Annotated in this window: 22 protein-coding genes; 12 read left to right on the top strand and 10 right to left on the bottom strand. The window is 61.7% G+C overall.

Translation table 11 applies throughout. The annotated features are described in order from the left end of the window. Positions 1–69: 69 nt before the first annotated feature. From ABTV87_RS23235 to ABTV87_RS23215, 5 genes are all read right to left on the bottom strand, one after another. Positions 70–1,416, bottom strand: coding sequence for an imelysin family protein (locus ABTV87_RS23235; RefSeq protein ID WP_007953245.1), 1,347 nt, complete (start codon positions 1,414–1,416; stop codon positions 70–72). A 196-nt stretch (positions 1,417–1,612) separates the two neighbouring features. After that, positions 1,613–3,664, bottom strand: a complete 2,052-nt coding sequence (locus tag ABTV87_RS23230; RefSeq protein ID WP_433898431.1) for a putative bifunctional diguanylate cyclase/phosphodiesterase — start codon at positions 3,662–3,664, stop codon at positions 1,613–1,615. Between the two features lie 356 nt (positions 3,665–4,020). Further along, positions 4,021–4,617: a superoxide dismutase gene (locus tag ABTV87_RS23225; RefSeq protein ID WP_003227660.1), complete on the bottom strand. Its 597-nt coding sequence runs from the start codon at positions 4,615–4,617 to the stop codon at positions 4,021–4,023. A gap of 175 nt (positions 4,618–4,792) precedes the next feature. Beyond that, positions 4,793–5,395 carry a LysE/ArgO family amino acid transporter gene (locus ABTV87_RS23220; RefSeq protein WP_221533557.1) on the bottom strand — a complete coding sequence of 201 codons (603 nt, stop codon included), beginning with the start codon at positions 5,393–5,395 and terminating at the stop codon, positions 4,793–4,795. A 5-nt stretch (positions 5,396–5,400) separates the two neighbouring features. Next, a complete protein-coding gene (locus ABTV87_RS23215) occupies positions 5,401–5,802 on the bottom strand; it encodes an ACT domain-containing protein (protein WP_007953258.1) in 402 nt (133 codons plus the stop codon). 96 nt (positions 5,803–5,898) lie between these two features. Between ABTV87_RS23215 and ABTV87_RS23210 the strand changes: the two genes are divergently transcribed. From ABTV87_RS23210 to ABTV87_RS23195, 4 genes are all read left to right on the top strand, one after another. Then, complete coding sequence (locus ABTV87_RS23210) at positions 5,899–6,792, top strand: LysR family transcriptional regulator ArgP (protein WP_221533558.1); 894 nt, start codon at positions 5,899–5,901, stop codon at positions 6,790–6,792. A gap of 54 nt (positions 6,793–6,846) precedes the next feature. After that, positions 6,847–7,839: an NAD-dependent epimerase/dehydratase family protein gene (locus ABTV87_RS23205; protein WP_085684455.1), complete on the top strand. Its 993-nt coding sequence runs from the start codon at positions 6,847–6,849 to the stop codon at positions 7,837–7,839. Positions 7,840–7,955: 116 nt separating this feature from the next. Beyond that, positions 7,956–8,831: an ATPase gene (locus ABTV87_RS23200; protein ID WP_433898430.1), complete on the top strand. Its 876-nt coding sequence runs from the start codon at positions 7,956–7,958 to the stop codon at positions 8,829–8,831. Positions 8,832–8,955: 124 nt separating this feature from the next. Continuing rightward, complete coding sequence (locus ABTV87_RS23195) at positions 8,956–9,804, top strand: cache domain-containing protein (RefSeq protein ID WP_085606706.1); 849 nt, start codon at positions 8,956–8,958, stop codon at positions 9,802–9,804. Between the two features lie 44 nt (positions 9,805–9,848). Here ABTV87_RS23195 and ABTV87_RS23190 read toward each other — a convergent pair whose 3' ends face one another. Then, positions 9,849–11,366 (bottom strand): MDR family MFS transporter, encoded by a 1,518-nt coding sequence (locus ABTV87_RS23190; protein WP_273899232.1) that lies wholly within the window; start codon positions 11,364–11,366, stop codon positions 9,849–9,851. A gap of 79 nt (positions 11,367–11,445) precedes the next feature. Beyond that, positions 11,446–12,639, bottom strand: a complete 1,194-nt coding sequence (gene pobA / locus ABTV87_RS23185) for a 4-hydroxybenzoate 3-monooxygenase (protein WP_262195385.1) — start codon at positions 12,637–12,639, stop codon at positions 11,446–11,448. 178 nt (positions 12,640–12,817) lie between these two features. Between pobA and ABTV87_RS23180 the strand changes: the two genes are divergently transcribed. Next, on the top strand, positions 12,818–13,714 hold the full coding sequence (locus tag ABTV87_RS23180; RefSeq protein WP_433898429.1) for a helix-turn-helix domain-containing protein: 897 nt from the start codon (positions 12,818–12,820) through the stop codon (positions 13,712–13,714). A 100-nt stretch (positions 13,715–13,814) separates the two neighbouring features. On the opposite strand, the gene ABTV87_RS23175 is transcribed toward ABTV87_RS23180, so the two are convergent. Together ABTV87_RS23175 and ABTV87_RS23170 are read right to left on the bottom strand one after the other, a co-directional pair. Then, entirely contained in the window at positions 13,815–13,991 is a 177-nt protein-coding gene (locus ABTV87_RS23175; RefSeq protein ID WP_007953274.1) for a hypothetical protein, read from the bottom strand. Between the two features lie 86 nt (positions 13,992–14,077). Then, complete coding sequence (locus tag ABTV87_RS23170; protein ID WP_433898428.1) at positions 14,078–14,983, bottom strand: LysR family transcriptional regulator; 906 nt, start codon at positions 14,981–14,983, stop codon at positions 14,078–14,080. A gap of 115 nt (positions 14,984–15,098) precedes the next feature. Between ABTV87_RS23170 and ABTV87_RS23165 the strand changes: the two genes are divergently transcribed. Together ABTV87_RS23165 and ABTV87_RS23160 are read left to right on the top strand one after the other, a co-directional pair. After that, positions 15,099–15,977 carry an MBL fold metallo-hydrolase gene (locus ABTV87_RS23165; protein WP_433898427.1) on the top strand — a complete coding sequence of 293 codons (879 nt, stop codon included), beginning with the start codon at positions 15,099–15,101 and terminating at the stop codon, positions 15,975–15,977. A gap of 46 nt (positions 15,978–16,023) precedes the next feature. Then, positions 16,024–16,638 (top strand): NAD(P)-dependent oxidoreductase, encoded by a 615-nt coding sequence (locus ABTV87_RS23160; RefSeq protein ID WP_433898426.1) that lies wholly within the window; start codon positions 16,024–16,026, stop codon positions 16,636–16,638. 150 nt (positions 16,639–16,788) lie between these two features. On the opposite strand, the gene ABTV87_RS23155 is transcribed toward ABTV87_RS23160, so the two are convergent. Continuing rightward, positions 16,789–17,667, bottom strand: coding sequence for a LysR substrate-binding domain-containing protein (locus tag ABTV87_RS23155; RefSeq protein WP_074688417.1), 879 nt, complete (start codon positions 17,665–17,667; stop codon positions 16,789–16,791). 138 nt (positions 17,668–17,805) lie between these two features. Here ABTV87_RS23155 and ABTV87_RS23150 point away from each other — a divergent pair, with 138 nt between their 5' ends. The 5 genes from ABTV87_RS23150 to ABTV87_RS23130 all read left to right on the top strand — a co-directional run bounded on the left by ABTV87_RS23150 (position 17,806) and on the right by ABTV87_RS23130 (position 24,153). After that, positions 17,806–19,443, top strand: coding sequence for a 5-guanidino-2-oxopentanoate decarboxylase (locus ABTV87_RS23150; protein WP_433898425.1), 1,638 nt, complete (start codon positions 17,806–17,808; stop codon positions 19,441–19,443). Continuing rightward, positions 19,440–20,891, top strand: coding sequence for an aldehyde dehydrogenase family protein (locus ABTV87_RS23145; RefSeq protein ID WP_433898424.1), 1,452 nt, complete (start codon positions 19,440–19,442; stop codon positions 20,889–20,891). Before ABTV87_RS23150 ends, ABTV87_RS23145 begins: the two co-directional genes overlap by 4 nt. A gap of 217 nt (positions 20,892–21,108) precedes the next feature. Then, complete coding sequence (locus ABTV87_RS23140) at positions 21,109–22,212, top strand: extracellular solute-binding protein (RefSeq protein WP_064599076.1); 1,104 nt, start codon at positions 21,109–21,111, stop codon at positions 22,210–22,212. A gap of 187 nt (positions 22,213–22,399) precedes the next feature. Then, a complete protein-coding gene (locus ABTV87_RS23135; RefSeq protein WP_085606686.1) occupies positions 22,400–23,308 on the top strand; it encodes an ABC transporter permease in 909 nt (302 codons plus the stop codon). Continuing rightward, on the top strand, positions 23,305–24,153 hold the full coding sequence (locus ABTV87_RS23130; protein WP_433898423.1) for an ABC transporter permease: 849 nt from the start codon (positions 23,305–23,307) through the stop codon (positions 24,151–24,153). Before ABTV87_RS23135 ends, ABTV87_RS23130 begins: the two co-directional genes overlap by 4 nt. Positions 24,154–24,155 lie beyond the last annotated feature (2 nt).

Raw genomic sequence — 24,155 nt, 5'->3', positions numbered from 1 at the left:
ATGCACGTCAGGTCAGCCAGAACGAAAAAGGCGACCCGAAGGTCGCCTTTTTTAACGCGGACGCTGTGATCAGAACTCGTGATCGGCGTTGTCCGGGTTCAGGTCGCTGATGCCCAGTTTGCCGGCAGCGGCTTCGATCGAACCGGTCTGCTTGACCAGCGAAGCGATGGCGTCACGGACAATCTGGTTGCCGGCGGTGTTGCCGGCCGCGATCAACTGGTCGTAGTGCTCACCCTTGTTGGCGTGATCGACCATGACCTGGATCTTGGCTTCGGTGGCGGCCAGATCGGCTTTCAGCGCGGTGTCGGCAGCCGGATCAACCTTGGCCACCAGCGACGACAGGCTGGCGCCGGTCATTTTGGTGCCGTCGACGCGGGTGTACTCGCCCAGGTAAACGTTACGAATGCCCTTGGCATCGTAGAAGTGCGAGTTGTGGGTGTTGTCGCTGAAGCAATCCTGTTCGTCTTCCGGGGAGTTCGCTTCCAGGGACACCTTCATGCGCTCGCCGGCCAGCTCGCCCAGGGACAGGCTGCCCATGCCGAACAGCATTTTGCGCAGGCCGCTTTCAGCCGGTTCGGCTTCCAGGGTGGCACGGTAGTTGTCGGCCACGTTCGGCTTCCAGTTGCCGACCATTTCTTCCAGGTCGCTGACCAGCAGCTGGGTCACGGCTTTCAGGTAGGCACGACGACGATCGTTGTGACCGCCGGTGGCGCCGGCGCCTTCCAGGTAGTCCGAGGCCGGACGGTTGCCGGCGCCAGGGCCGGTGCCGTTCAGGTCCTGGCCCCAGAGCAGGAATTCGATGGCGTGGTAGCCGGTGGCAACGTTGGCTTCGGAGCCGCCCAGCTCGTTCAGGCTGGCGAGTTTTTCCGGGGTGATGTCCTTGACGTCGACCTTGTCTTCGCCGACCTGTACTTCGGTGTTGGCGATGATGTTGGCGGTGGCGCCGGGGTTGCCCAGTGCGTGTTCGTAGGACTTGTCGACGTAGTCGATCAGGCCTTCGTCCAGAGGCCAGGCGTTCACCTGACCTTCCCAGTCGTCGATGATGGTGTTGCCGAAGCGGAACACTTCGCTCTGCAGGTAAGGAACGCGAGCGGCAACCCAGGCAGCCTTGGCGGCTTTCAGGGTGTCGGCGTTCGGCTTGGCGAGGAACGCGTCGATGGCGGTTTGCAGGGTTTTCGCGGTGGATTCGGCATCGCTGTAAACGGCGAAGACCATGTCGGCGTAGTGCGAGACAACGGCTTTGCCGGCGGCCTCGTCGACTTTACCGGCGGCAGCAGGCGCAGCCGGTGCAGCGGTGCTCGCAGCCGGAGTCGGCGCAGGAGCGGCGGCCTTTTCTTTGTCTTTACCTTCGCCGCAACCGGCGAGGGAAATAGCGATGGCCAGCAGACTGGCGGTAGCCAGAGGCATACGAATCATGGCGAACATCCTGCTTCGGTAATTGAGTGGACAGGCGCGGGGGGGCGCAAAAGCTGCGACATAATGCAAATCTTTCGCATTATGTGTAAAGGGTTGTAGCTGGAAATATTTCCTATTTGCGTGGGGGTTGCGCTGGATCAACAGCGTAGACCACGCCCGGCGGATCAAGGGTTTTGCCGGGCTTCGCAGGGAGACTTCAGAGGATGGCCGCGTTGCTGCGCTGGGCCTGCTTGAGATAAACGCTCAGCTCGCGCGCCGGCAGCGGTTTGCTGTAGTGGTAACCCTGACCTTCGTGGCAGCCTTCGGAGATGATGTAGGTTTCCTGTTCGGCGGTTTCCACGCCCTCGGCGATCACCTGCATGCCCAGGCTCTTGCCCAGTTGAATGATGGCGCGAACGATGGTCGCGTCATCGTCGTCATCCAGCAGGTCCTGGACGAAGCTCTTGTCGATCTTGATCTTGTCCAGCGGCAGACTCTTGAGATAGCTCAGTGAGGAGTAGCCGGTGCCGAAGTCGTCAATGGCGATCAAGGCGCCGGAGCGGCGCAGGCTCAGCAGGTGCTGGGCGGCGGTGCTGATGTCTTCCATCAGGCCGGTTTCGGTGACTTCCAGCTCCAGGCTCCGCGGTGGCAGGCGGTACATCTGCAACAGATTGTTGACCACCCGTGGCAGCTCGGCGTGGTGCAGTTGCACGGTGGACAGGTTGACCGCCATGCGCAGGTCGACGAAGCCCTGATCGTGCCAGTCGCGCAGTTGCTTGCAGGCCTGATCCAGCACCCATTCGCCGATGGCGATGATGGTGCCGTTCTGCTCGGCCAGCGGGATGAACAGGTCCGGCGGCACCAGACCGTGTTCCGGATGTTGCCAGCGGATCAATGCTTCGACCCCGACTACACGGTGATCGCGGTAGCTGATCTGCGGCTGATAGACGAGGTAGAACTGATTGCGCAGCAAGGCATCGCGCAGGTCTTTTTCCAGTTCGCGACGGCGGCGCATCTCGCTGTCGACGCTGGCGATGTAGAACTGATAGCGGTTGCGCGAGCGGGTCTTGGCCAGGGTCATGGTCTGCTCGGCTTTCTGCAACAGCTTCTCGGTGCTGTCGCCGTCCTCCGGGAACAGGGTGATGCCGATGGTCGCGCGCAGGCGGATTTCCTGATGATCGAGGGCGAACGGCGCTTCCAGGTCATCGAGAATGCTTTGCGCCAGTTCCGCCGCTTCGTAAGGCTGTTCGATATCGGCCTGCACCAGCGCGAACTGGTCGCCGCCGAGACGGGCGAGGGCGCCGAGGCGACCGCTGTGGGCGCGTAGCCGGTCAGCCAGGGCCAGCAACAACTGGTCGCCGGTCTGGTAGCTGAATTGTTCGTTGATGCCTTTGAAGTCATCCAGTCCGACACACAACACCGCAACCCGACGCTGCAGCTTGCCGGCATCCACCAGGATCTTGTCCAGTTGCTGCTGCAATTGCTGGCGGTTCGGCAGGCCGGTGAGGAAGTCGTACTGGGCCATGCGCAACAGACTGTTTTCCGCCTCGTGGCGCAGGTGGGTGTTGCGTTCGATGGATTCGAGCAACTGGTTGGCGGTGTTGATCCAGATACCCAGTTCGTTTTTCTCGTGGCCCTTGAGCTGCGGAATCTTGTGTTCGCTGGGGCGGTCCGGGTTGATCTCGGTGAGGTGTTCGATGATCCGCGACAGCGGTTTGGTCAACAGCCAGTGATAGACCAGGTACAGCACCAGACCCATGGCCAAGGCACGCAACACACCGGAAATGAAGATGATCACCGAGCTGACGATGAACCCCTGCCCGTAGGTGGCGGTGTCGAGGGTGATGCTCAGGTCGCCGTAATATTCGCTGTAGGGGCCGCGTCCCACCAGTTGGGTGGTGAAGGTGCGTTCCTGGCCAAGAATCAGGTCGGTCAGCCAGCGGCTGTTGGAATGCTGCAGCTCACGCGACTTTTGCGCGAGCATCGCTTCGTTGGGATGGCCGATGGAGGCCTGGCGCACGGCGTCGTCCTGGAACAGGCCTTCGATCACCTGCATGCCCATCTCCCGGTCCAGGCTGTAGACCGCCTGGGTAGAGGGATCGCGGAACATGTCGAGGATGCGTTCGGCATCGCCGGCGACGGCCTGGCGTGTTTTATAGGCATCGAAAACGATCTGCGCGCAGCTCAAGACCACGCCGACGATCAATGCCGACAGGAGCACGACCCGGAGCAACTTCACCGACAAGCTGTTCTTGAGTTCCAGCTTCAAAGGGTTATTCCTTGTTCCGTGCGGGTAGCGTCAAGTTGCCATGAGTATTGGCAATCCCGTGTTGGCAGTCAAAGGGACAATCGAGCCGCGGAAAATTTGTCCGTGGCCTTGGCCGAAATGCTGCTGTCTGGAGTATTTGCCCTATTTGTACTGTGTCGGTAGTTTCGGTCTCCAACTTGAGGGGCGTCGGACAATTTTTCCTCTTTTGATGGTAGTTCGCCGTGGCTTGGGAGCAAGGCGAGAAGGGCTGCTTTACGTGTGGGAAAAGGCCCTGTTTGTGATGCGACTCACCCATGATGATTTCTGCGGGCAGAAAAAAACCCGGCAATGGCCGGGTTTTTTGTCTGGCGTGCAGCTTAAGCGGTGAAGGTCTTGCCTTCGAACTGCTCGGCCACGAACTTCCAGTTGACCAGGTTCCAGAACGCCTCGACGTATTTTGGACGCAGGTTACGGTAGTCGATGTAGTAAGCGTGTTCCCACACGTCGCAGGTCAGCAGCGGGGTGTCGCCGCTGGTCAGCGGGTTGCCGGCGCCGATGGTGCTGGCCAGAGCCAGGGAACCGTCAGCCTTTTTCACCAGCCAGCCCCAGCCGGAGCCGAAGGTGCCGATCGAGGTTTTGCTGAACTCTTCCTTGAACTTGTCGAACGAACCGAAAGCCGCGTTGATGGCTTCAGCCAGTGCGCCGGTTGGTTGACCGCCGGCGTTTGGCGCCAGGCAGTTCCAGTAGAAGGTGTGGTTCCAGACCTGAGCGGCGTTGTTGAAGATGCCGCCCGAGGAAGTCTTGACGATTTCTTCCAGGGTCTTGCCTTCGAACTCGGTGCCTGGCACCAGGTTGTTCAGGTTCACGACGTAGGTGTTGTGGTGCTTGTCGTGGTGGAATTCCAGGGTTTCCTTGGAAATGTGCGGCTGCAGGGCATCGTGTGCGTAAGGCAGCGGCGGCAATTCGAAAGCCATGATGATTCTCCTAATCAGGTCTGTTGCGGTGAGCGCAAGGCCGATCACGGGCGGCCAGAAATGCACCGGCGAGTTTTTACTCTTTGCGGCGCAGGGTTCGGATCATAGCACCGGGGGTGCGGCTTAACCACGCAACAACTGTGTGGGATAGAGGTTCCAGAGCTGTTTGGAATAATCACGAAGCCAGAATGAGCTGACCCGCCACCGTGAACATCATCACCGCGACCAACAGATCGAGAATCCGCCACGTACTCGGCCGCGCCAGCCACGGTGCGAGCCATGCCGCGCCGAACGCCAGGGTGAAGAACCACAGCAGCGAAGCACTCGCCGCGCCAATCACATAAGCGCCGGGCACCGACTGTTGCGCGCCGAGAGAACCGATCAGCAAAACGGTGTCGAGATAGACGTGCGGGTTGAGCAGCGTCACCGCCAGTGCGCTGAGCATCACCGCCCGCAGCGAACGTACGGTCTGGTTTTCACCCTGCTGCAAACTCTGTTTCGAGAAGGCCCGGCGCAACGCCTGGCTGCCGTACCAGATCAGAAACACCGCGCCGCCCCAGCGGGCAACCGCCAGCAACGTCGGGTTCTGCGCCAGCACCGTGGCCAGACCGAACACTCCTGCCGCCACCAGCAACGCATCACAGGCAACGCACAGCGCCGCGACTGGCAGGTGATGTTCACGCCGCAGGCTCTGCGCCAGGACAAAGGCATTCTGGGTGCCGATCGCCATGATCAGCCCGAACGCCACCAGCAAACCGTTGGTATAGCTTTGCCACATGACGGTTACTCCGCGTTGGCTGCGAGATCGCGCAGCACTTGCATGGCGCGTTCGGCGTCGGCCTGACCGACGAACAAATGGTCGTGGTAATAACCGGCAATCACGTTGCAGCTGATCCCGGCCTTGCCCAGTGCGGTGGCGAATGCGGCGGTCAGGCCGACGGCTTCCAGCGCCGAATGAACGTTCAAGGTGATCCAGGCCGCGACGTAGTCGAAGCTGAAACCGGCGCGCTCGGCGTGGGACCGTTCGAGAATCACCGTCAGGCCTTCCTGTTCACGGAAACTGCCTACAACTTCCAGGCCGCTCGGCAACTGGCCGTCGCGCAAGGTGCAGAAGACGTATTCGCCGGCATTGAGCTGCGGGCTCATGCTGCGCAACAGGGTGGTCAACGAGGTTTCGCCAGCCATGGGGATGGTCCTTGATAAAGAGTGCTTGCTGGCTATTCTCCCGGTCGACGCTGTATAAGAATAACAAATAGTGCTGATCGCTCATTAGGAAAACTGATGTTCGACTACAAATTGCTTTCCGCTCTGGCCGCTGTGGTCGAGCAGGCCGGATTCGAACGGGCGGCGCAGGTGCTTGGCCTTTCGCAATCGGCGATTTCCCAGCGGATCAAACTGCTGGAAGCGCGGGTCGGCCAGCCGGTTTTGGTGCGTGGCACGCCGCCGTCGCCGACCGAGATTGGCCGACGTCTTCTCAACCATGTGCAGCAAGTGCGCCTGCTCGAGCGGGATTTGCAGACGCTGGTGCCGGCGCTGGACGAAGAAGGCCTGCCGGAGCGCCTGCGCATCGCCCTGAATGCCGACAGCCTCGCCACCTGGTGGGCCGAGGCGGTGGGCGAATTCTGCGCCGAACAACATCTATTGCTCGATCTGATCGTCGAAGACCAGACCGTCGGCCTCAAACGCATGCGCGCCGGTGAAGTGGCCGGTTGCCTGTGCGCCAGTGAGCGACCGGTGGCAGGCGCGCGCAGCGTGTTGCTCGGGGCGATGCGCTATCGAGCGCTGGCCAGTCCGGCGTTCATCGAGCGGCATTTTCCCGATGGCGTGCGGGCCGAACAATTGCCGCGCACCCCGGCGCTGGTATTTGGCCCGGACGACTTTCTGCAGCATCGATACCTCGCGTCCCTCGGCGTCGATGGCGGTTTCGAACATCACCTGTGCCCGTCGTCCGAAGGTTTTATCCGCCTGACCGAAGTCGGGCTCGGCTGGGGACTGGTGCCGGAATTGCAGGTGCGCGAGCAGCTGGAGCGCGGCTTGCTGCGCGAACTGTTGCCAGATAAACCGATCGACGTGCCCTTGTACTGGCATCATTGGCGCAATGGCGGTCAGTTGCTCGGGCTGTTGACCGAGCAATTGGTGCGCTCGTCGGCGCAATGGCTGGTGCCGTTGGACTGACGGCCAGCGTCAAGACTCACGAATCAGGCAAAACGAAAGACAGCGGAGCTCTACATGAAAATTCTGGTCACCGGCGCAAGCGGCTTCATTGGCGGACGCTTTGCGCGTTTCGCCCTGGAGCAGGGCCTGGACGTGCGGGTCAACGGTCGCCGGGCCGAGGGTGTCGAGCATCTGGTGCGTCGCGGCGCCGAGTTCGTTCAAGGCGATTTGAGCGATCCGGATCTGGTGCGTGCGCTGTGCAGCGATGTCGAAGCCGTGGTGCATTGCGCCGGTGCGGTCGGCTTGTGGGGCCGGTATCAGGACTTCCATCAGGGCAACGTCCAGGTCACCGAAAACGTGGTCGAGGCCTGCCTGAAACAACGGGTTCGGCGGCTGGTGCATCTGTCGTCGCCCTCGATCTACTTTGACGGTCGCGACCACCTCGGCCTGACCGAAGAACAAGTGCCCAAGCGCTTCAAGCATCACTACGCCGCGACCAAATACCTGGCCGAGCAAAAGGTCTTCGGCGCCCAGGAATTCGGTCTCGAAACCCTCGCCCTGCGCCCGCGTTTCGTCACCGGCGCCGGCGACATGAGCATCTTCCCGCGCTTGCTGAACATGCAGCGCAAGGGCCGTCTGGCGATCATCGGCAACGGTCTGAACAAGGTCGATTTCACCAGCGTGCACAACCTCAACGAAGCGTTGCTCAGCAGTCTGCTGGCCGACGCCTCCGCACTGGGCAAGGCCTACAACATCAGCAACGGCGCCCCGGTGCCGCTGTGGGATGTGGTCAATTACGTGATGCGCAAGATGGAAGTCCCACAGGTCACCAAGTACCGTTCCTATGGTCTGGCCTACAGCGTGGCGGCGCTTAACGAAGGTGTGTGCAAGCTCTGGCCCGGGCGTCCCGAGCCGACCCTGTCGCGCCTGGGCATGCAGGTGATGAACAAAAATTTCACCCTCGACATCAGTCGCGCCCGGCATTATCTGGACTACGATCCGAAAGTCAGTCTGTGGACGGCCCTCGATGAGTTCTGTGGCTGGTGGAAGGCCCAGGACATTCGTTGATACGAATCTGCCGGCCGGCACTGAACCGCGCCACGGCTTGAGGGTCAACCCCAGCGGCCGCGGGGTTTATACTTCGCCCCAATCTGCCATCACCGCGTTTCACAAAGGTTGCCTCAATGTCCATGCGTAACGATGCCCACGACGATTTCGACGATGTACCGAGCCTGCGCGCCGATACTCTCTATGACGACGATTTTCCGGCCACCGCCCGCACCACCTTGCATTCGCGCACGCCGCCGGTGGTCAAGGTCAAAGCCGCCAGCACCGGGCCGTTGTGGGCACTGGTCGGCGCATTGTTCTTCGCCTTCATCGGTCTGGCCTGGTGGAGCTTCCAGCAGATTTCGCTGATGGAGCAGCAACTGGTGGCGACCCAGGAAAGTTTCGCGCGCATCAGTGAGGAAGCAGCGGGGCGCTTGCAGGACATTTCCGGCAAGGTCGTGGCCAGCCAGACCAACGTCACCACCGACAGCGAAGCCCTGAAGCTGCAGATCAAACAGCTGCAAAGCGCGCTTCAGGATCAGAGCAAACAGCAGCAGGGCGTGGCCGGGCAGGCGACGGATCTGGACAAGCGCCTGGCGCAGATGACCGCCCAGACCACCGAACAACAGAACGCCAACACCCAGTTGCAAGCCCAGGTCAAAGCCCTGAGCGCCGAACTGGCCACGCTGAAAAGCACCCCGGCCGACACCAGCAAGCTTGACGCCCAGCTCAAGAGCTTCGATGCACAGGTGAAGGGTTTCGATGCGCAGTTCAAGAGCCTCGGTGCCGACATCACGGCCCTGAAGAAACAAAGTGGGTCGAACCCTGCAATCGATCGTCTGGAGCAGGAAATCGTCATCCTCAAAAGCGAGCAGGACAACCGTCCGGCCGCTGCGCAGGGCGGCACCAACACTGCCGAGTTCGATGCCTTCCGTGGGCAGATGACCCGCAACATCAACACCCTGCAAGCGCAGATCCAGAACCTGCAGCAGCAACTCAACGCCCGTCCGTAAGCCTCTTGTATGGCGAGGGAATGAACGCCCTCGCCACAGCAACATTCAGAAGCTTTCTGAATATCCATACATGCCTTCAGGCCGTCTACGCTCTTGAAACACCAACAAGAACGAGGGATGCGTCATGGGGTTTGTGCACAAGCTGGCCTGGCTCGGCGCGGTGCTGCTGTTGAGTTTCGGTCAGGCCAACGCGGCCACCACGGAAAAAGACGACAGCAAGGCCGCCATCGCCTTGCTGGAAAAGGCTCTGGCCTATTACCACGACAACGGCGACAAGGCGTTCGCGGCGTTCAGCCGACAGGGCGAATTCGTCGACAAGGACCGTTACGTGTTCGTGGTCGACACCAAGGGCGTGATGCTCGCCAGCGGTGGGCCGTCGTCGGCATTGATCGGTCGCGACGTCAGCGAAGTCCTCGGGCCGGACTTGCAGAAGTCCTTCAAGGACGCCTTGAAAGTGCCGGAAGGCAACGGCATCCAGCAGGCCGAATACCGCTGGCAGAACTGGTCCGACGGCAAGGTCGAGCGCAAGCACGTTTACTATCAACGCATCGGTCAGCGGATTCTGGCGGTGGGTTATTACCTGCCGCGTGCGTCGGCAGAACAGGCGAAAGCGTTGCTCGACAAAGCGGCCACCGATTTGACCAAGGACGAGAAGGGCACGCTGTCCGCAATCAACTCGCTCAAGGGTGGTTACCTGCAGGACGACCTGTATGTGTTCGTGGTCAATCTCGACAACCGGCGCTACGTCGCCCACGGCACCAACCTGCGGTTGATCAACACCGATTTCGCCAAGGTCGATGACCCGGAAGGCAAACCGGTGGGCGAACCGATTCTGGCGCTGATCGGCAAACAGGATGAGGGCGAGTACGAGTACCGCTGGAAAAACCCGGTGACCGGCAAGGTCGAGGACAAGCATGCCTACCTGAAGAAGGTCGGGAACATGCTGGTGGCGGTCGGTTATTACAGTGCTTGAATGCTGAAAGCTCCCACGCCGCGTGTGGGAGCCATCCGCATCAATCAGCGAGCGCCGTGCTCACGGCCCCGCAACAACCGGTTCGGCATCGCAATCGCCGCCGCCAGCCCGAGCAGCGACACCGCCGCGCTGACCATCAGCAAATGCCGGAACGTCACCAGCAACTCGGCACGCAAGGCATTCTGCGCGTCGCCGGGCGCCGCGTTCAGGCCATCGAGCAGCACGTTGCCGGAATGCCCTTCGCTCATCAGCGAGCTGCCGGCCAGGTGGGCGAAACTGGAGTCCTGCAACAGCGCCAGCAACAGCGCCGACATCAACGCCACCCCCACCGCGCCGCCCAGGGAGCGGAACAGGTTGGTGGTGCTGGTGGCGACGCCGATGTCCTTTTGCTCCACCGAATTCTGCGTACCGACCAGCGAGGTCGGGAACTGCATGCCACCGGCGATCCCGCTGAGCAACATGAACAGGCTGCTGAGCAACGTCGCATCCGGCGGGCTGAAGGCCATGCCGAGGATCGAGATCGGCATCAGCAGCGCGCCGGTCAGAATCTGCGGTTTGTAGCGCCCGGTAATCGAGGTGCGACGTCCGGCGAAATACGCGCCGATCGGCAAACCCATCGCCAGCGGCAGCAGGTGCAATGCAGCGCTGTCGGCCCCGGCGCCGGTCACGCTCTGAAAGCGCAGCGGCATCAGCACAATCAGGGAAATCGCCTGGAAGCTGCAAAAGAAAATCGTGCACCAGCACAGCAGGGCGCTGCGGTTGGTGAACAGGTGCATCGGCAGCAACGGCTCCCGGGCGCGCCGCTCATGCCAGACGAACACCGCCAAAACCGCCACCGCGCAAGCGAACAGACCGAGCACTTCGCTGCTTCGCCACGCATGCCCCTGGCCGACCTGAGTGATCGCCAGCAACAGCGCGGTCAGGCCGATGATCATCAGCAGCGTGCCGAGGTAGTCGATGATTGGTTTGCGCTGGGGAATCGGCAGGCCGATCAGGTTGCGTCGCGCCACCCAGTAAGCGCCGAGGCCCAACGGGAGGTTGATCAGAAACACCCAGCGCCACGACAGGTACTCGGTCATGTAACCGCCGAGCACCGGGCCGGCGACGCTGGCCACCGCGTACATGCTGCTGAAATAACCCTGATAACGCCCGCGTTCGCGAGGCGGCACGATATCGCCGATGATCGCTTGGCTCACCGAAATCATCCCGCCGGCACCGATGCCTTGGAAGATCCGCGCCAGCACCAGTTGCTCCATGCTCTGGGCCATGCCGCAGAACAGCGAGGCGAGCGTGAACAGGCCCATGCCGAACAGCATCAGTTTGCGCCGCCCGTACAGATCGCCGAGCTTGCCGTAGATCGGCACCGCCACGGTCATCGCCACCATGTAGCCGGAAATCACCCAGGCCAGCAGGCTGACGTCCTTGAACTGGGCGGAGATGGCCGGCATGGAAACGGCGACGATGGTCTGGTCCAGCGCACCGAGAAAGATCGCCATCATCAGCGCGACCAGCACGCTGCGAATGGCCGGTTTGGGCGTTTCGGGATGGTTGAGATTGGTCACGGGCAAAACCTGCGGGCAGTGAGTGTCCCGCAGATCGCCAGGCGAGCGGGGATGCTCGCCAGTGTAAGTCGGTAGCAGGCTATTCGATAGCCTCATAAGGAAGCCCGACGTAATTTTCTGCAATGGTTTTTTGCCCCGCCTCTGAGCTGACAAAGTAGTCCAGTTCCGAAGCGCAGATCCGCTGGCTGAAATCATCATGCTCGTCGAAGCGGTGCAGCATCGAGGTCATCCACCAGGAAAACCGCTCGGCTTTCCACACCCGGCGCAGGCAGATCTCCGAGTATTTCTCCAGCAAGTCAGTGCGACCTTCGCGGTAAACCTTCAGCAGAATCCTGAACAGCGTGCTGACATCGCTGGCTGCCAGATTCAGACCCTTGGCGCCGGTCGGCGGAACGATGTGCGCCGCATCCCCGACCAGAAACATCCGCCCGTACTGCATTGGCTCGACCACAAAACTGCGCAGCGGCGCGATGCTCTTTTCAATCGACGGACCGGTCACCAGTTTCTGTGCCAGATCCTCCGGCAGACGATTGCGCAGTTCATCCCAGAAACGCTGATCCGACCAGTCATCGACGTTTTCTTCGGCCGGCACTTGCAGGTAATAACGGGTGCGAGTCGCCGACCGCATGCTGCACAGGGCGAAGCCGCGTTCGTGGCGGGCGTAGACCAGCTCATCATGAATCGGTGGCGTGTCGGCGAGAATCCCCAGCCAGCCGAACGGATAAACCCGTTCGAAGACTTTCAGGCAATCCTCGGGAATCGACTGCCGGGCCACGCCGTGGAAACCGTCGCAACCGGCGATGTAGTCGCAATCGACGCGCCAGGTTTCGCCGTCTTTTTCGAAGGTGACATAGGCTTCGTCGCTTTTCATGCCACAGGGAACGACATGGCTGGCTTCATAGATTGTCTGTCCGCCGGTCTCCCGACGAGCGGCCATCAGGTCGCGAGTGACCTCGGTCTGGCCGTAGACCATCACGGTTTTTCCGCCGGTCAGGGCTTGCAGGTCGATGTGGATCCGGCGCCCGTCGAGGGCCAGTTCGAAACCACCGTGCACCAGACCTTCGGCATCCATCCGCTGACCTACGCCAGCCTCGCGCAACAGCTCTACCATGCCTTGTTCAAGCACGCCGGCGCGGATTCGGCCGAGCACGTAGTCAGGTGTCTGGCGCTCCAGAATCAGGGTGTCGATGCCGGCGTTGTGCAACAGTTGGCCGAGCAACAATCCGGACGGACCGGCGCCGATGATGACGACTTGGGTTTTCAGCGTTTTCATTGTTTTTATGACTCGCAAGCTTCACGCGACAAACGCCGGTGAATGATTTTCAGGATTCGAGTGCTTGCATTTTTCCCTTGCGGGTCTGTCAATTGAAGGTGAAAACTGAGCCGATACCTGTACATTCTGCCAATCGGTGCGATTATCGCCCGCAAACCTCGAGGCCTGGATTGAAGTGATGAACAAGCCTGACCTGCCTTCGATTCCGGTGTTCAAGCTCTACGGTGAAAGCCTGGACTGGCCGACCCCTGACTTGCTGCACTGTGAAACCATTTCCAAACGCAGCCGCGAACACCAATGGGAAATCAAACCCCATCGCCACGCCGATTTGTGCCAGTTGCTCTTCGTATTCAAAGGTCAGGCAGAGCTTGAAATCGAAGGCCAACGCACGCAACTGAATGAAGCCGCGATCCAGATCCTGCCGCCGTTATCGGTGCATGGATTCCGTTTTTCCGAGGACGTCGAAGGATTCGTCGTCACCCTCGCCACACCTTTGATCAACCATTTGCAGGCGCAACTGGGCAGCGCGGTGCAGGCCCTGGCCCAGGCCGAAAGCTACCCGGCGGGCAAGGACGCGGAGTACCTCAACAGTCTGTTTGCCGCGTTGCAGGCCGAGTACAACGGCCATCAACCGGCGCGGGAAATGCTCATGCATTCGCTGGTCAGCGTGATCATGGTCTGGGTCAGCCGTCAGGCGATCCACCGCCACAACGCCACGCAACGCCCGCAACGTCAGCGCGAATACCTCAACGGGTTCATTCAACTGGTGGAAGAAACCTACCGCCAGCACGTCAAGGTCGAAGATCTGGCCCATCGGCTGGGGATTTCCGTCTCGCACCTCAACGGCACCTGCCGTGAACTGGCGGGGCAGCCGGCGTTGCAGATCATGCACGAGCGTCAGTTGCTGGAAGCCAAGCGTCTGCTGACTTATACGAGCATGACGATTTACGAGATGTCCGAGGTGTTGGGGTTTTCCGATCCGACCAACTTCACGCGCCTGTTCCGGCGCCGGGTGGGGATCTCGCCAAAGGCGTTCCGCGACCGACTCAAATCCGAACAACAAGAGAGTGAATAGGTGGGAGCGAGCTTGCTCGCGAAGACGGTGTATCAGCCGGCAGTTTTGCCACCTGACACGCCGCCTTCGTGAGCAAGCTCACTCCCACAGACGTCCTGCGTCAGCGCAGGGCGTTGAGGGTGGCGTTGTGAGGGATGCAGCGCTCGAAGTTGCAGCTCGCGTACTCACGGGGCAGTTGCCGCAACTGCTCCACGCGCCATGCCGCGGTGCCGTACAGCGCCAGCGTGGCCGCGCAGGTGATGAAAATCGCGAGGTATCTTCTTGTTCTGGTGTTCATGGCGTTGACCTCTGAACGAATACCCTTGGGTACTACTTTCAGCATAGGTCAGCGCCGTGGAGTTGCCAGCGGCTCTGCGAACGGAATTACAGCCCGACATCCCATTGCGGGTTTTCGGGAAAGCGCTGCACCAGAAAATCCAGCATGCAGCGCAACGCCGCCGGCATGTGCTTGCGCGAGGCGTACACGGCGTAGATGTTCATCTGTCGCGGCTCGGCGTGGGGCAGCAGGCGAACCAGTTCGCCGCTGTGCACATGCACCCCGGCCTGATAGGTCGGCAGCATCGCCACGCCGGCGCCGGCCAGGGTCGCGCGCAGCAGGGTGCTGGCCTCGTTGGCGCTGATGTTGCCCTGCACCGGCACCGAGACCGGTTCGCCATCTTCCTCGAAATGCCACAGGCTCTTGCCGAAATAGGAATGGGTCAGGCAGTTGTGCCGGCTCAGATCTTCAACCCGCTGCAGCTGCGGATGTTCCTGCAGATAGGCGGGCGCGGCGCAGACCACCGAACGGCAGACCGTCAGGCGCCGGGCGATCAGGTTGGGGTCGAGGTCGTTGCTGGTGCGGATCGCCAGGTCGATGCGCTCGTCCACCAGGTTCACGGTGCGATCGAGCATTTGCAGATCGATGTTCACCCCCGGATACGCTTTGACGAACGCCGCCACGGCATCGGCCAGTTGCGCCTGACCGAAAGAGGTACTGACGCTGATCCGCAGCAAACCCCGTGGCGCATCGGCAGGTTCGCTGACGGCGGCCTGCATGTCGCCGGACAGCTCCAGCATCTGCCGGCAGCGCGGCAGGATTTCGTTGCCGGCGGCGGTCAGGCTCAACTTGCGCGTGGTGCGGTGCATCAGGCGCGCGCCGACCCAGTCTTCCAGTTCCGCCAGATAGCGCGACACTACCGGGCGCGACAGGTCCAGGTGATCGGCCGCCGCCGACTGGCTGCCCAGATCCACTACCGTGACAAACACCCGCATTGCTTGGAGACGATCCATGATTTGCCCGCTTTCAGAAACAAACTATGTTCAAGCATCGCATTTTTTGTAACGAGTCTGGCAACTAAGCTCTGTCCCCATCGCCAAGCACGGCATTCGAACAGCGGAGCAACCCATGATCGGCTTAACCATCCTCAAGCGCGTTTTACTGGCCACCGCCACCCTCGGTTTTGCTGCCCATGCAGCGGCCGCGAATCTGACCCTCGACGTTTACAACCCGGGCACCAACGCGATCTTCCCGGTGACTTCGGTGCTGGTCAGCGGTGAGAAAGACGCGATTCTGGTGGACGCGCAATTCGGCAAATCCCAGGCCGAGCAAGTGGTGGAGAAGATCCGCGCCAGCGGCAAGCAACTGACCACCATCTACATCAGCCACGGTGACCCGGATTACTACTTCGGTCTCGACACCCTGACCAAAGCCTTCCCGGACGCTAAGGTGCTGGCTTCGCAACCGACCGTTGATCACATCAAAAAAACCGTCGACGGCAAGCTTGCGTTCTGGGGCCCGAAAATGGGTGCCGACGTGCCGGCCAAAACCATCGTGCCGGGCGTGCTCAAGGGCGACAGCCTGATGCTCGAAGGTCAGAAACTGCAGGTGGTTGGTCTGGAAGGCAAGCAGCCGGATCGCAGCTTCGTGTGGATCCCGTCGCTGAAAGCTGTGGTCGGCGGTGTGGTCGTCGCCGAGAACATCCACGTGTGGATGGCCGACACCCAGACCGCGCAATCCCACGCCGACTGGCTGGAAACCCTGCACTCGATCGAAACCCTGAAACCGAAAACCGTGGTGCCGGGTCACTACCTGGGTGACAGCGCCCGTTCGCTGGCGGCCGTGAAATTCACCGCTGATTACATCAAGGCGTTCGATGCAGAAACCGCGAAAGCCAAGGACTCTGCCGCGCTGATCGCCGCGATGAAAAAACGCTACCCGACACTGGGCGAAGAAAGCTCGCTGGAGCTGAGCGCCAAAGTCGCCAAGGGCGAAATGCAGTGGTAACCCGATTCTGAAAAACGCAGCACTCTCAAGCCAACTGGAGAATGTCATGAACAAGATCGCAATCATTGGTGCCACCGGCCGTGCCGGCAGCCAACTGCTGGAAGAAGCCCTGCGTCGCGGCCACAGCGTCACCGCCATCGCTCGGGATACCTCGAAGATCGGCGCCCACGCCGGTGTGGTCAGCAAGAATGTCGACGTGCTGGACGCCGCCGCGTTGCAGGACGCCGTCGCCGGTCACGATGTGGTGATCAGCGCCGCGCATTTCGCCACGGTACCGGCCAGCGCGCTGATCGGCCCGGTGAAACAGGCCGGGGTGAAACGTCTGCTGGTGGTCGGTGGTGCCGGTTCGCTGTTGCTGCCGGACGGCACTCGCGTGATCGACAGCGCCGGTTTCCCGGCCGAGTACAAGGCTGAGGCCAGTGCTGGTGCGGCGTTCCTTGATGCGCTGCGTCAGGAGAAGGAACTGGACTGGACGTTCCTGTCGCCTTCGGCGCTGTTTGTCGAAGGCGAGCGCACCGGCAAGTTCCGTATCGGCAAGGATGACTTGCTGGTGAGTGCTGATGGTCAGAGCTCGATTACCTTTGCCGATTACGCGATTGCGCTGATCGACGAAGTGGAAACGCCGAAGCATTCGCGTCAGCGGTTTACGGTCGGTTACTGACCGTATTGATCGTTCCCACGTCGAGGCGTCGAACCGTCCGCGTGGGAACGCCTCATTGGACGCTCCGCGTCCGCTTCGGCATGGGACGCGGAGCGTCCCGAGCTGCATTCCCACGCGGAGCGTGGGAACGATCATCAGGTGAGGCCGGGCTCAACGCGTATGAGCCTGCTCCACTAACCACCCCATCAATTCCTGCAACTTCGCCGACGGCTCCGACGCCGGTGCGACGATGTAATAGCCCAGTCCCGTCTTCACCTTCAGATCGAACGGCATCACCAGTCGTCCGGCGTTCAAGTCGTCGCCGATCAGTGACCAGTCGCCGATCGCCACCCCCGTCCCGTGGGACGCCATCGACATCGCCTGATCCAGCGTCTCGAAATGCTGACCGCTGGCGATATTGCTCAAGTGCAGTTCGGCGGCTTCAAGCCACAGTGTCCAGTCGTCATCGGTGTGAGTCGGGTGCAGCAGCAGATGCTGTTGCAAGTCTGCCGGTGTGTGCAGGGCCGGCCCACCGTTGAGCAGTGTCGGCGAGCAGACCGGCGTCAGTTGCTCATCGAACAGATGCAGGGTCGCGGGTGAGTCGTGGGGCGCGGTGCCGTAGATCACCGCCGCGTCGAACTGTTCACGATGAAAATCCACCCCGTGTTGCAGCGACGCCGTGAGTTTCACCGGCACGTCCGGGCGCTCGCGCTGCCATTGCAGCAGGCGTGGCAACAACCAGCGCATCACGCAGCTCGGCGCCTTGAGTTGCAGGGTCTCGCGCTTGGCGCCGATCTGCTCCACCGAGTCGCCGATCAGGCTGAACACCTGCTGCACCCGTGGCAGCCATTCGCGACCTTCGGCCGTCAGCTCCAGGCCCCGGGCCAGGCGAATGAACAGCTCATAACCCAGATGTTCCTCCAGCCCGGCGATCTGCCGGCTCACCGCACCCTGAGTGATGTGCAACTGCTCGGCGGCCCGGGTGAAGTTGCAGCACTGCGCGGTAATCAGAAACGTATGCAGGGCGGGCAGGGGAGGCAGTCGTTTCATGTGGATCCAAGGTATGACGTGAGGACATGGCTAGTATGAGCTTTTATCGATTGTTGCGGCTACGGGTCGCCCGTTTCAATGAGGCCAATCACCGGTTCCTTTAAGCCCGGTGCCTCAACGAACAAGAAGGGCAAAGACATGGCGACGTGTGGCGAAGTACTGGTCAAGTTACTCGAAGATTATGGGGTCGAGCAGGTGTTCGGCATTCCCGGGGTGCATACCGTGGAGCTGTATCGCGGGCTGGCCCGTTCGAGCATCAACCACGTCACCCCGCGCCATGAACAGGGCGCCGGCTTCATGGCCGACGGCTACGCCCGCACCAGCGGCAAACCGGGTGTGTGCTTCATCATTACCGGTCCGGGCATGACCAACATCACCACCGCCATGGGCCAGGCGTACGCCGATTCGATCCCGATGCTGGTGATCTCCAGCGTGCAGTCGCGCAGTCAACTGGGCGGCGGTCGCGGCAAGCTGCATGAACTGCCGAACCAGAGCGCACTGGTCGGCGGCGTGGCGGCGTTCTCCCACACGCTGATGTCGGCGTCCGAATTACCGGGCGTATTGGCCCGTGCTTTCGCGCTGTTCCAGGCCGGACGTCCGCGTCCGGTGCACATCGAAATTCCGCTGGACGTACTGGTCGAAGAGGCCGACGAACTGCTGACCAGCGTGCCGGTCAACATCGACCGTGCCGGTGCTGCGCCGGCCGCCGTGAGCCGCATGACTGAACTGCTGGCCGGCGCCCAGCGTCCGCTGATCCTCGCCGGTGGCGGCGCCATCGATGCGGCTGCCGAGCTCACCGAACTGGCCGAACTGCTCGACGCACCGGTGGCCCTGACCATCAACGCCAAAGGCATGCTGCCGTCGAGCCATCCGCTGTTGATCGGTTCGACTCAGAGCCTGGTGGCGACCCGCGCTTTGGTGGCCGATGCCGACGTGATCCTGGCGATCGGCACCGAATTGGCGGAAACCGACTACGACGTGACCTTCGCCGGCGGTTTCGAAATCCCCGGCAAGCTGCTGCGCGTGGACATCGATCCAGACCAGACCGTGCGTAACTACCCGCCTCACGTGGCGCTGGTGGCCGACTCGCGCAACGCCGCACAAGCGCTGCTCAGCGCGCTGTCGCACAAACCGCTGGCCGAGCGCCGCAACGATTGGGGTCAGGTACGCGCCGCGCGTCTGCGTGAAGACTTGGCCGCGACCTGGGACGCCCCGACGCTGGCCCAGACCCGTTTCCTCGAAACCGTGCTGCACGAACTGCCGAACGCGGTGTTCGTCGGTGACTCCACGCAACCGGTATACACCGGCAACCTGACGTTCAACCCGGAGCATCCGCGCCGCTGGTTCAACTCGTCCACCGGTTACGGCACCCTCGGTTACGCCTTGCCGGCGGCGATTGGCGCGTGGCTCGGCGGCAATCTCGAACACGGCGCGCGTCCGCCGGTGGTGTGCCTGATCGGTGACGGCGGCCTGCAATTCACCCTGCCGGAACTGGCCAGCGCCGTCGAAGCGCGCACCCCGGTGATCATCCTGCTGTGGAATAACCAGGGTTACGAAGAGATCAAGAAATACATGGTCAACCGCGCCATCGAGCCGTTGGGCGTGGACATCTATACCCCGGATTTCATCGGTGTGGCCAAGGCGTTGGGCTGTGCGGCGGAAGCGATCAGCTCCGCCGAACACCTGCGCAGTGCACTGCGCGCCGCCACCGATCGTCAGGGCCCGACCCTGATCGAAATCGACCAGACCCAATGGATGAAGGCGGTGGCCCAATGATCAATTTCCCGACCACACTCGACGGCCTGTACATCAACGGCCAATGGTCCGCCGGCCGCGAACACCTGCGCGTGATCAACCCGGCCACCGAAGCGCTGCTGACCACGGTCAATGGCGGTGACGAAAGCGCCGTCAATCAAGCGGTAACGGCGGCGACCGAAGCCTTCAAAGGCTGGTCGAAAACCACCGGCGCCGAGCGCGCCACGATCCTGCGCAACATCGCCAATGGCGTGCGCAACGGCCGCGAACATCTGATGAAGTTGCAGTCGAGCAACAACGGAAAACCGCAGTTCGAAGCGGGCATCGATGTCGACGACGTGATCGCCACGTTCGAGTATTACGCCGAACTCGCCGAAGGCCTCGATGCGAAACAGGACAGCAATGTGCCGCTGCCCAGCGATGACTTCAGCGCACGTCTGCGCCGCGAGCCGTGCGGTGTGGTCGGGCTGATCGTGCCTTGGAATTTCCCGATGGTCACCACCGCGTGGAAACTCGCCCCGGCGCTGGCCGCCGGTTGCTGCGTGGTGCTCAAGCCTTCGGAAGTCACCCCGCTGCCGGAGCTGGAACTGGCGACCATCATCGCCGAATCCGGTCTGCCAAAAGGCGTGTTCAACCTGGTGTGCGGCACCGGTCTGGCGGTCGGCGCGCCGCTGTCGGCGGATCCGCGCATCGCCAAGGTTTCCTTCACCGGCAGCAACGCTGTCGGTGTGCAAGTGATGCAGCGCGCCGCTGAAACCGTGAAGGGCGTGAGCCTGGAACTGGGCGGCAAGTCCTCGCTGCTGATTCTGGAAGACGCCGACCTGGATCTGGCGGTGGAGCTGGCCTGCGGTGGCGGTTTCTTCAACGCCGGGCAGATGTGCTCGGCCACCAGCCGGGTGCTGGTTGCCGATGAAATCGCCGATGAATTCCTGATTCGCTTGAAGGCCCGCGCGGAAAAAATCCGTGTGGCCGATCCGTTCGATCCTGAAGTCGAGATGGGCGCGCTGGTCAATCAGGCGCAGTACCAGCGAGTGCTCGGTCACATCGACCGTGGCCTCAGTGCCGGGGCAAAGCTGATTTGTGGCGGCAATCGTCCCGCCGATCTGCCGCGCGGATATTTCTTGCAGCCGACGATCTTCACCGAAGTGCCCCTCGACAGTGCGCTGTGGTGTGAAGAGATCTTCGGCCCGGTGATCTGCGTGCGCAGTTTTGCTTCGGAGGCCGAGGCGATTGCCTTGGCCAACGACAGTCAGTTCGGGCTGGTCGCCAGTGTCGTCACGCGCAATGCCGAGACGGCGGATCGGGTCGCCAACGCCTTGCAGGCGGGCCTGGTGTGGCTCAACGCGCCGCAGGTGATCTTCCCGCAGACCGCGTGGGGTGGCTACAAACAGAGCAGCATCGGCCGCGAGTTGGGGCCGTGGGGCCTGGCGGCATTTCAGGAAATCAAGCACGTGATCCGCGCGCTCTGAATGCCCGAAAAAGGTCAGCGCATGCCTCGCAACGAGGCATGCGCCGGCGTCATGGCTCCAATGAGTTTTTATCGATAGTCAGGTGTTTTGCACGACCTCAGGATGAACCCGCAGACCACGCTCAAGCCCTTTGAAACCGGGCGCTTGAGCGGTTCCGGTCAGGCAGATGCAAGGGTTGCGATCAGTCTCATACTTACAAGAATAATGGGAGTCCTACATGGGCGAGCACGATCTGAACAGGCGTCAATTCATCAAAACCGTCGGCGTGGCCTCGGTGGCTGCGGCGGCCATGAGCATGCCCTTCATCCGGGCCAGTGCCAGCGACACCCGCTTTGCCGGCAAGACCCTGCGCCTGCTGACCTGGTCCGATGACACGGGCCTCGCCGCACTGCGCAATATCGCGGCAACCTTCGAAGCCAAGACCGGCGCCAAAGTGATTGCCGACCGCACCGGCAGCACTTCGGAAATGGTCGCCAAACTCAAGGCCGGCGGTGACCGTCCGCAGTACGACATCATCACCCTGGCTGGCGTCGGCGCTGAAGGTCTGGCCGCTGCCGGACTGCTGGAAAAACCCGATCTCAACCGCATTCCCAATCTGGTCGACGTCCCGGAAAAATACCGCACCGGGGCCAACGGTCACGGCATCGGCTACCTGCTGTGGTGCAACAGTCTGGTCTACAGCACTCGCACCCAGACCACCGCGCCGGACAGTTACGCGGCACTGTGGGACGCCGATCTGGCACCGAACATTTTCCTGCCGCCGCCGAACTGGACCGAGGCCATGGACCTGATCATCATCGCCGCCAAACTGGCCGGTGGTGACGAGCACAACATCGAGCCGGGCTTCAAGAAACTCGCCGAGCTGAAAGACCGCGTGGTGACTCTGGGCGAAAACCCCAACCAGATCGCCGAGCTGTTCCGCACCGGTTCCCTGGACATGGGCGGCCTGTATGCCCCGGCGTTTTTCCCCAAGCAGATTCGCGACCCGAACTATGGCCTGGGCGCCACGTTCGGCATGAAGGAAGGTTTCTACACCGACCTGATGCTCTCGGTAATGCCGAAGAATCGTCCGGGCGACACCGACCTGGCTTACGCCTTCATCGACCACTCCCTCGACCCGCTGGTGCAGGGCAAGATGGCCGAAGACATCTTCAACGGCCCGGTCAACGCCAAGGCGATCATCTCCGCCGAAGCGCGCAAGAGCCCGTTCATCCTCACGCCGGAGCAGATCGCGGAGAAGGCGATCATGCACGACAACGCCTTCCTGGCGACCGTGCATGACCAGTGGATTCGTCGCTACACGGAAATCTTTTCTTCCTGATCCGAAACACCACAAATCCAATGTGGGAGCGGCGGTTCGACGCTTCGACTTGCTCGCGAATGCGTCGGCACATCCAACATCAATGTGACTGATACACCGCTTTCGCGGGCAAGCCCGCTCCCACAGGGTTCGCGGTGGTTTGGAGATCTGTGTTTGTCTGCTGCTTTCCATTGACGAGATCATTGCTATGGAACATCAATCCCTGACCCAACCGGTCGGCGCGGGTGACGCGCGCCCGGCGCGCGGTGTTTCGCCGACGGCGCGGGCGTGGTTTTTTCTCACGCCGTCGATGCTGTTTCTCGGCGTGCTGATTGCCGCCAGCCTGCTGGTGCTGCGCATGAGCGTCGGCACCAAGGGTGCGGAGTGGTCCGGTTTCAGCCTGGCCAGTTACGCGCAGTTGCTCGAACCCTACTACCTCAAATCGTTGTTGCTGACCTTGCGTCTGGCGCTGATCAGTGCGGTGATCGCGGTGGTCTTGGCGATCCCGGTGGCGTACACCATGTCGCGTCTGACATCACCATTCGTGCGGCGGATTTTCCTTGCGGCGGTGCTGTTGCCGTTGCTGGTCAACCTGCTGCTGCAAAGCTACGGCTGGCTGGTGATCCTCGGCCCCGGCGGCATGCTCAACCAGACCCTGATGGGCCTCGGTCTGATCAAGCGGCCGATCATGTTGCTGTACAACCAGAACGGCGTGTTGATGGGGCTGGTGCAGACCGCGTTTCCGCTGGCTGTGCTGCCGATTGCCAGCGCCATGCGCGGTGTCGCCCGCAGCTACGAAGAAGCTGCCGCCACCCTCGGCGCCAGTCGTTTTCAAGTGTTCCGCCAAGTGGTGTTGCCGATGAGTCTGCCGGGGATCATCACCGGCGCGACCCTGGTGTTTGCCTACAACGCCAGCAGCTTCGTGGTGCCGTTGCTGCTCGGCGGTCGGCGCGTGCCGATGCTCGCGGTGATGGTGCATGACCAGATCGCCCCGCTGATGAACTGGCCCGCCGCGTCCGCCGCTGGCGTGGTGCTGATTGTCACCACGCTCGCCATCATGACCTTGTCCGAATACATCACCGGCCGCCGTCGCCGTCTGCTGGAGGCTTCGCAATGAGTGCCCTGATCAAGAAGCGTCAGTCGCTGTTGCCGGGCGATACCGGCAAGTTCGCCGGCATCCTGTCCGGGATCATTTTGTTCCTGGCCGTGTTGCCGATCCTGACGATGATCGTGATGTCGTTCAGCGGCGCGTCGAACCTCGACTTCCCGCCGAGCAGCTACAGCCTGCAGTGGTACCAAGCGGCGTGGCACACCTTCGTTTCGCCCGATGCCAGCGATGTGCTGAGCCTCGGCCAGGCCATGGGCACCAGTTTGCTGGTGGCGTGCCTGACGATGATTTTCGCCACGCTGATCGCGGTGCCGGCAGCTTATGCGCTGACCCGTTGCGAGTTCCGTGGCAAGGGTGTGGCGCTGCAACTGATGTCGCTGCCGCTGGTGTTTCCGATGGTGGTGCTGGGGCTGGCCTTGCTGCTGGTGTTCGACAGCCTGCCGTTCCACATGACTACGTCGCGTCTGGTGATTGCCCACGTGATTCTGGCGCTGCCGTTCGTGGTGAAGAACTGCACGGCGGCCATGCTTTCCATCGGCAGTGAAGTCGAAGAAGCCGCGCAGATGCTTGGCGCTTCGCCGTTGCGTGCCATCGTCGATGTGGTGGTGCCGTTGATGAAGTCGGGGATTCTGGCGGGGATGCTGCTGGCGTTCATCGTCTCGTTCAACGAATTCACCGTGACCTATTTCCTCTACACCATCGACGTCATGACCGTGCCGATCTGGATGTACAGCCGCACCGTGTCATCGCTCGACCCTACCGTGTTCTCGTTTGCCGTGCTGATCGTGCTGATCGACTTCGTCCTGATCTGGGCGCTGGAGAAGCTGGTGGGCGAGGGCGGCGTTTCCTTCTGATT

It is taken from the genome of Pseudomonas sp. PSE1(2024) (assembly GCF_050990555.1).
Classification (GTDB): domain Bacteria; phylum Pseudomonadota; class Gammaproteobacteria; order Pseudomonadales; family Pseudomonadaceae; genus Aquipseudomonas; species Aquipseudomonas aphyarum.
Note: the sequence above shows the minus strand (reverse complement) of the source record. Positions and strands in the feature narration are given on the sequence as shown.

Excerpts from the sequence above, each read along its gene's own strand:
- ABTV87_RS23210 (WP_221533558.1), top strand. The coding sequence starts at position 5,899 with ATGTTCGACTACAAATTGCTTTCCGCTCTGGCCGCTGTGGTCGAGCAG.
- ABTV87_RS23205 (WP_085684455.1), top strand. The coding sequence starts at position 6,847 with ATGAAAATTCTGGTCACCGGCGCAAGCGGCTTCATTGGCGGACGCTTT.
- ABTV87_RS23180 (WP_433898429.1), top strand. The coding sequence starts at position 12,818 with ATGAACAAGCCTGACCTGCCTTCGATTCCGGTGTTCAAGCTCTACGGT.
- ABTV87_RS23220 (WP_221533557.1), bottom strand. The coding sequence starts at position 5,395 with ATGTGGCAAAGCTATACCAACGGTTTGCTGGTGGCGTTCGGGCTGATC.
- ABTV87_RS23170 (WP_433898428.1), bottom strand. The coding sequence starts at position 14,983 with ATGGATCGTCTCCAAGCAATGCGGGTGTTTGTCACGGTAGTGGATCTG.
- ABTV87_RS23145 (WP_433898424.1), top strand. The coding sequence starts at position 19,440 with ATGATCAATTTCCCGACCACACTCGACGGCCTGTACATCAACGGCCAA.
- ABTV87_RS23160 (WP_433898426.1), top strand. The coding sequence starts at position 16,024 with ATGAACAAGATCGCAATCATTGGTGCCACCGGCCGTGCCGGCAGCCAA.
- ABTV87_RS23225 (WP_003227660.1), bottom strand. The coding sequence starts at position 4,617 with ATGGCTTTCGAATTGCCGCCGCTGCCTTACGCACACGATGCCCTGCAG.
- ABTV87_RS23130 (WP_433898423.1), top strand. The coding sequence starts at position 23,305 with ATGAGTGCCCTGATCAAGAAGCGTCAGTCGCTGTTGCCGGGCGATACC.
- ABTV87_RS23215 (WP_007953258.1), bottom strand. The coding sequence starts at position 5,802 with ATGGCTGGCGAAACCTCGTTGACCACCCTGTTGCGCAGCATGAGCCCG.
- ABTV87_RS23135 (WP_085606686.1), top strand. The coding sequence starts at position 22,400 with ATGGAACATCAATCCCTGACCCAACCGGTCGGCGCGGGTGACGCGCGC.
- ABTV87_RS23150 (WP_433898425.1), top strand. The coding sequence starts at position 17,806 with ATGGCGACGTGTGGCGAAGTACTGGTCAAGTTACTCGAAGATTATGGG.
- ABTV87_RS23235 (WP_007953245.1), bottom strand. The coding sequence starts at position 1,416 with ATGATTCGTATGCCTCTGGCTACCGCCAGTCTGCTGGCCATCGCTATT.
- ABTV87_RS23155 (WP_074688417.1), bottom strand. The coding sequence starts at position 17,667 with ATGAAACGACTGCCTCCCCTGCCCGCCCTGCATACGTTTCTGATTACC.
- ABTV87_RS23195 (WP_085606706.1), top strand. The coding sequence starts at position 8,956 with ATGGGGTTTGTGCACAAGCTGGCCTGGCTCGGCGCGGTGCTGCTGTTG.
- ABTV87_RS23165 (WP_433898427.1), top strand. The coding sequence starts at position 15,099 with ATGATCGGCTTAACCATCCTCAAGCGCGTTTTACTGGCCACCGCCACC.
- ABTV87_RS23175 (WP_007953274.1), bottom strand. The coding sequence starts at position 13,991 with ATGAACACCAGAACAAGAAGATACCTCGCGATTTTCATCACCTGCGCG.
- pobA (WP_262195385.1), bottom strand. The coding sequence starts at position 12,639 with ATGAAAACGCTGAAAACCCAAGTCGTCATCATCGGCGCCGGTCCGTCC.
- ABTV87_RS23140 (WP_064599076.1), top strand. The coding sequence starts at position 21,109 with ATGGGCGAGCACGATCTGAACAGGCGTCAATTCATCAAAACCGTCGGC.
- ABTV87_RS23200 (WP_433898430.1), top strand. The coding sequence starts at position 7,956 with ATGTCCATGCGTAACGATGCCCACGACGATTTCGACGATGTACCGAGC.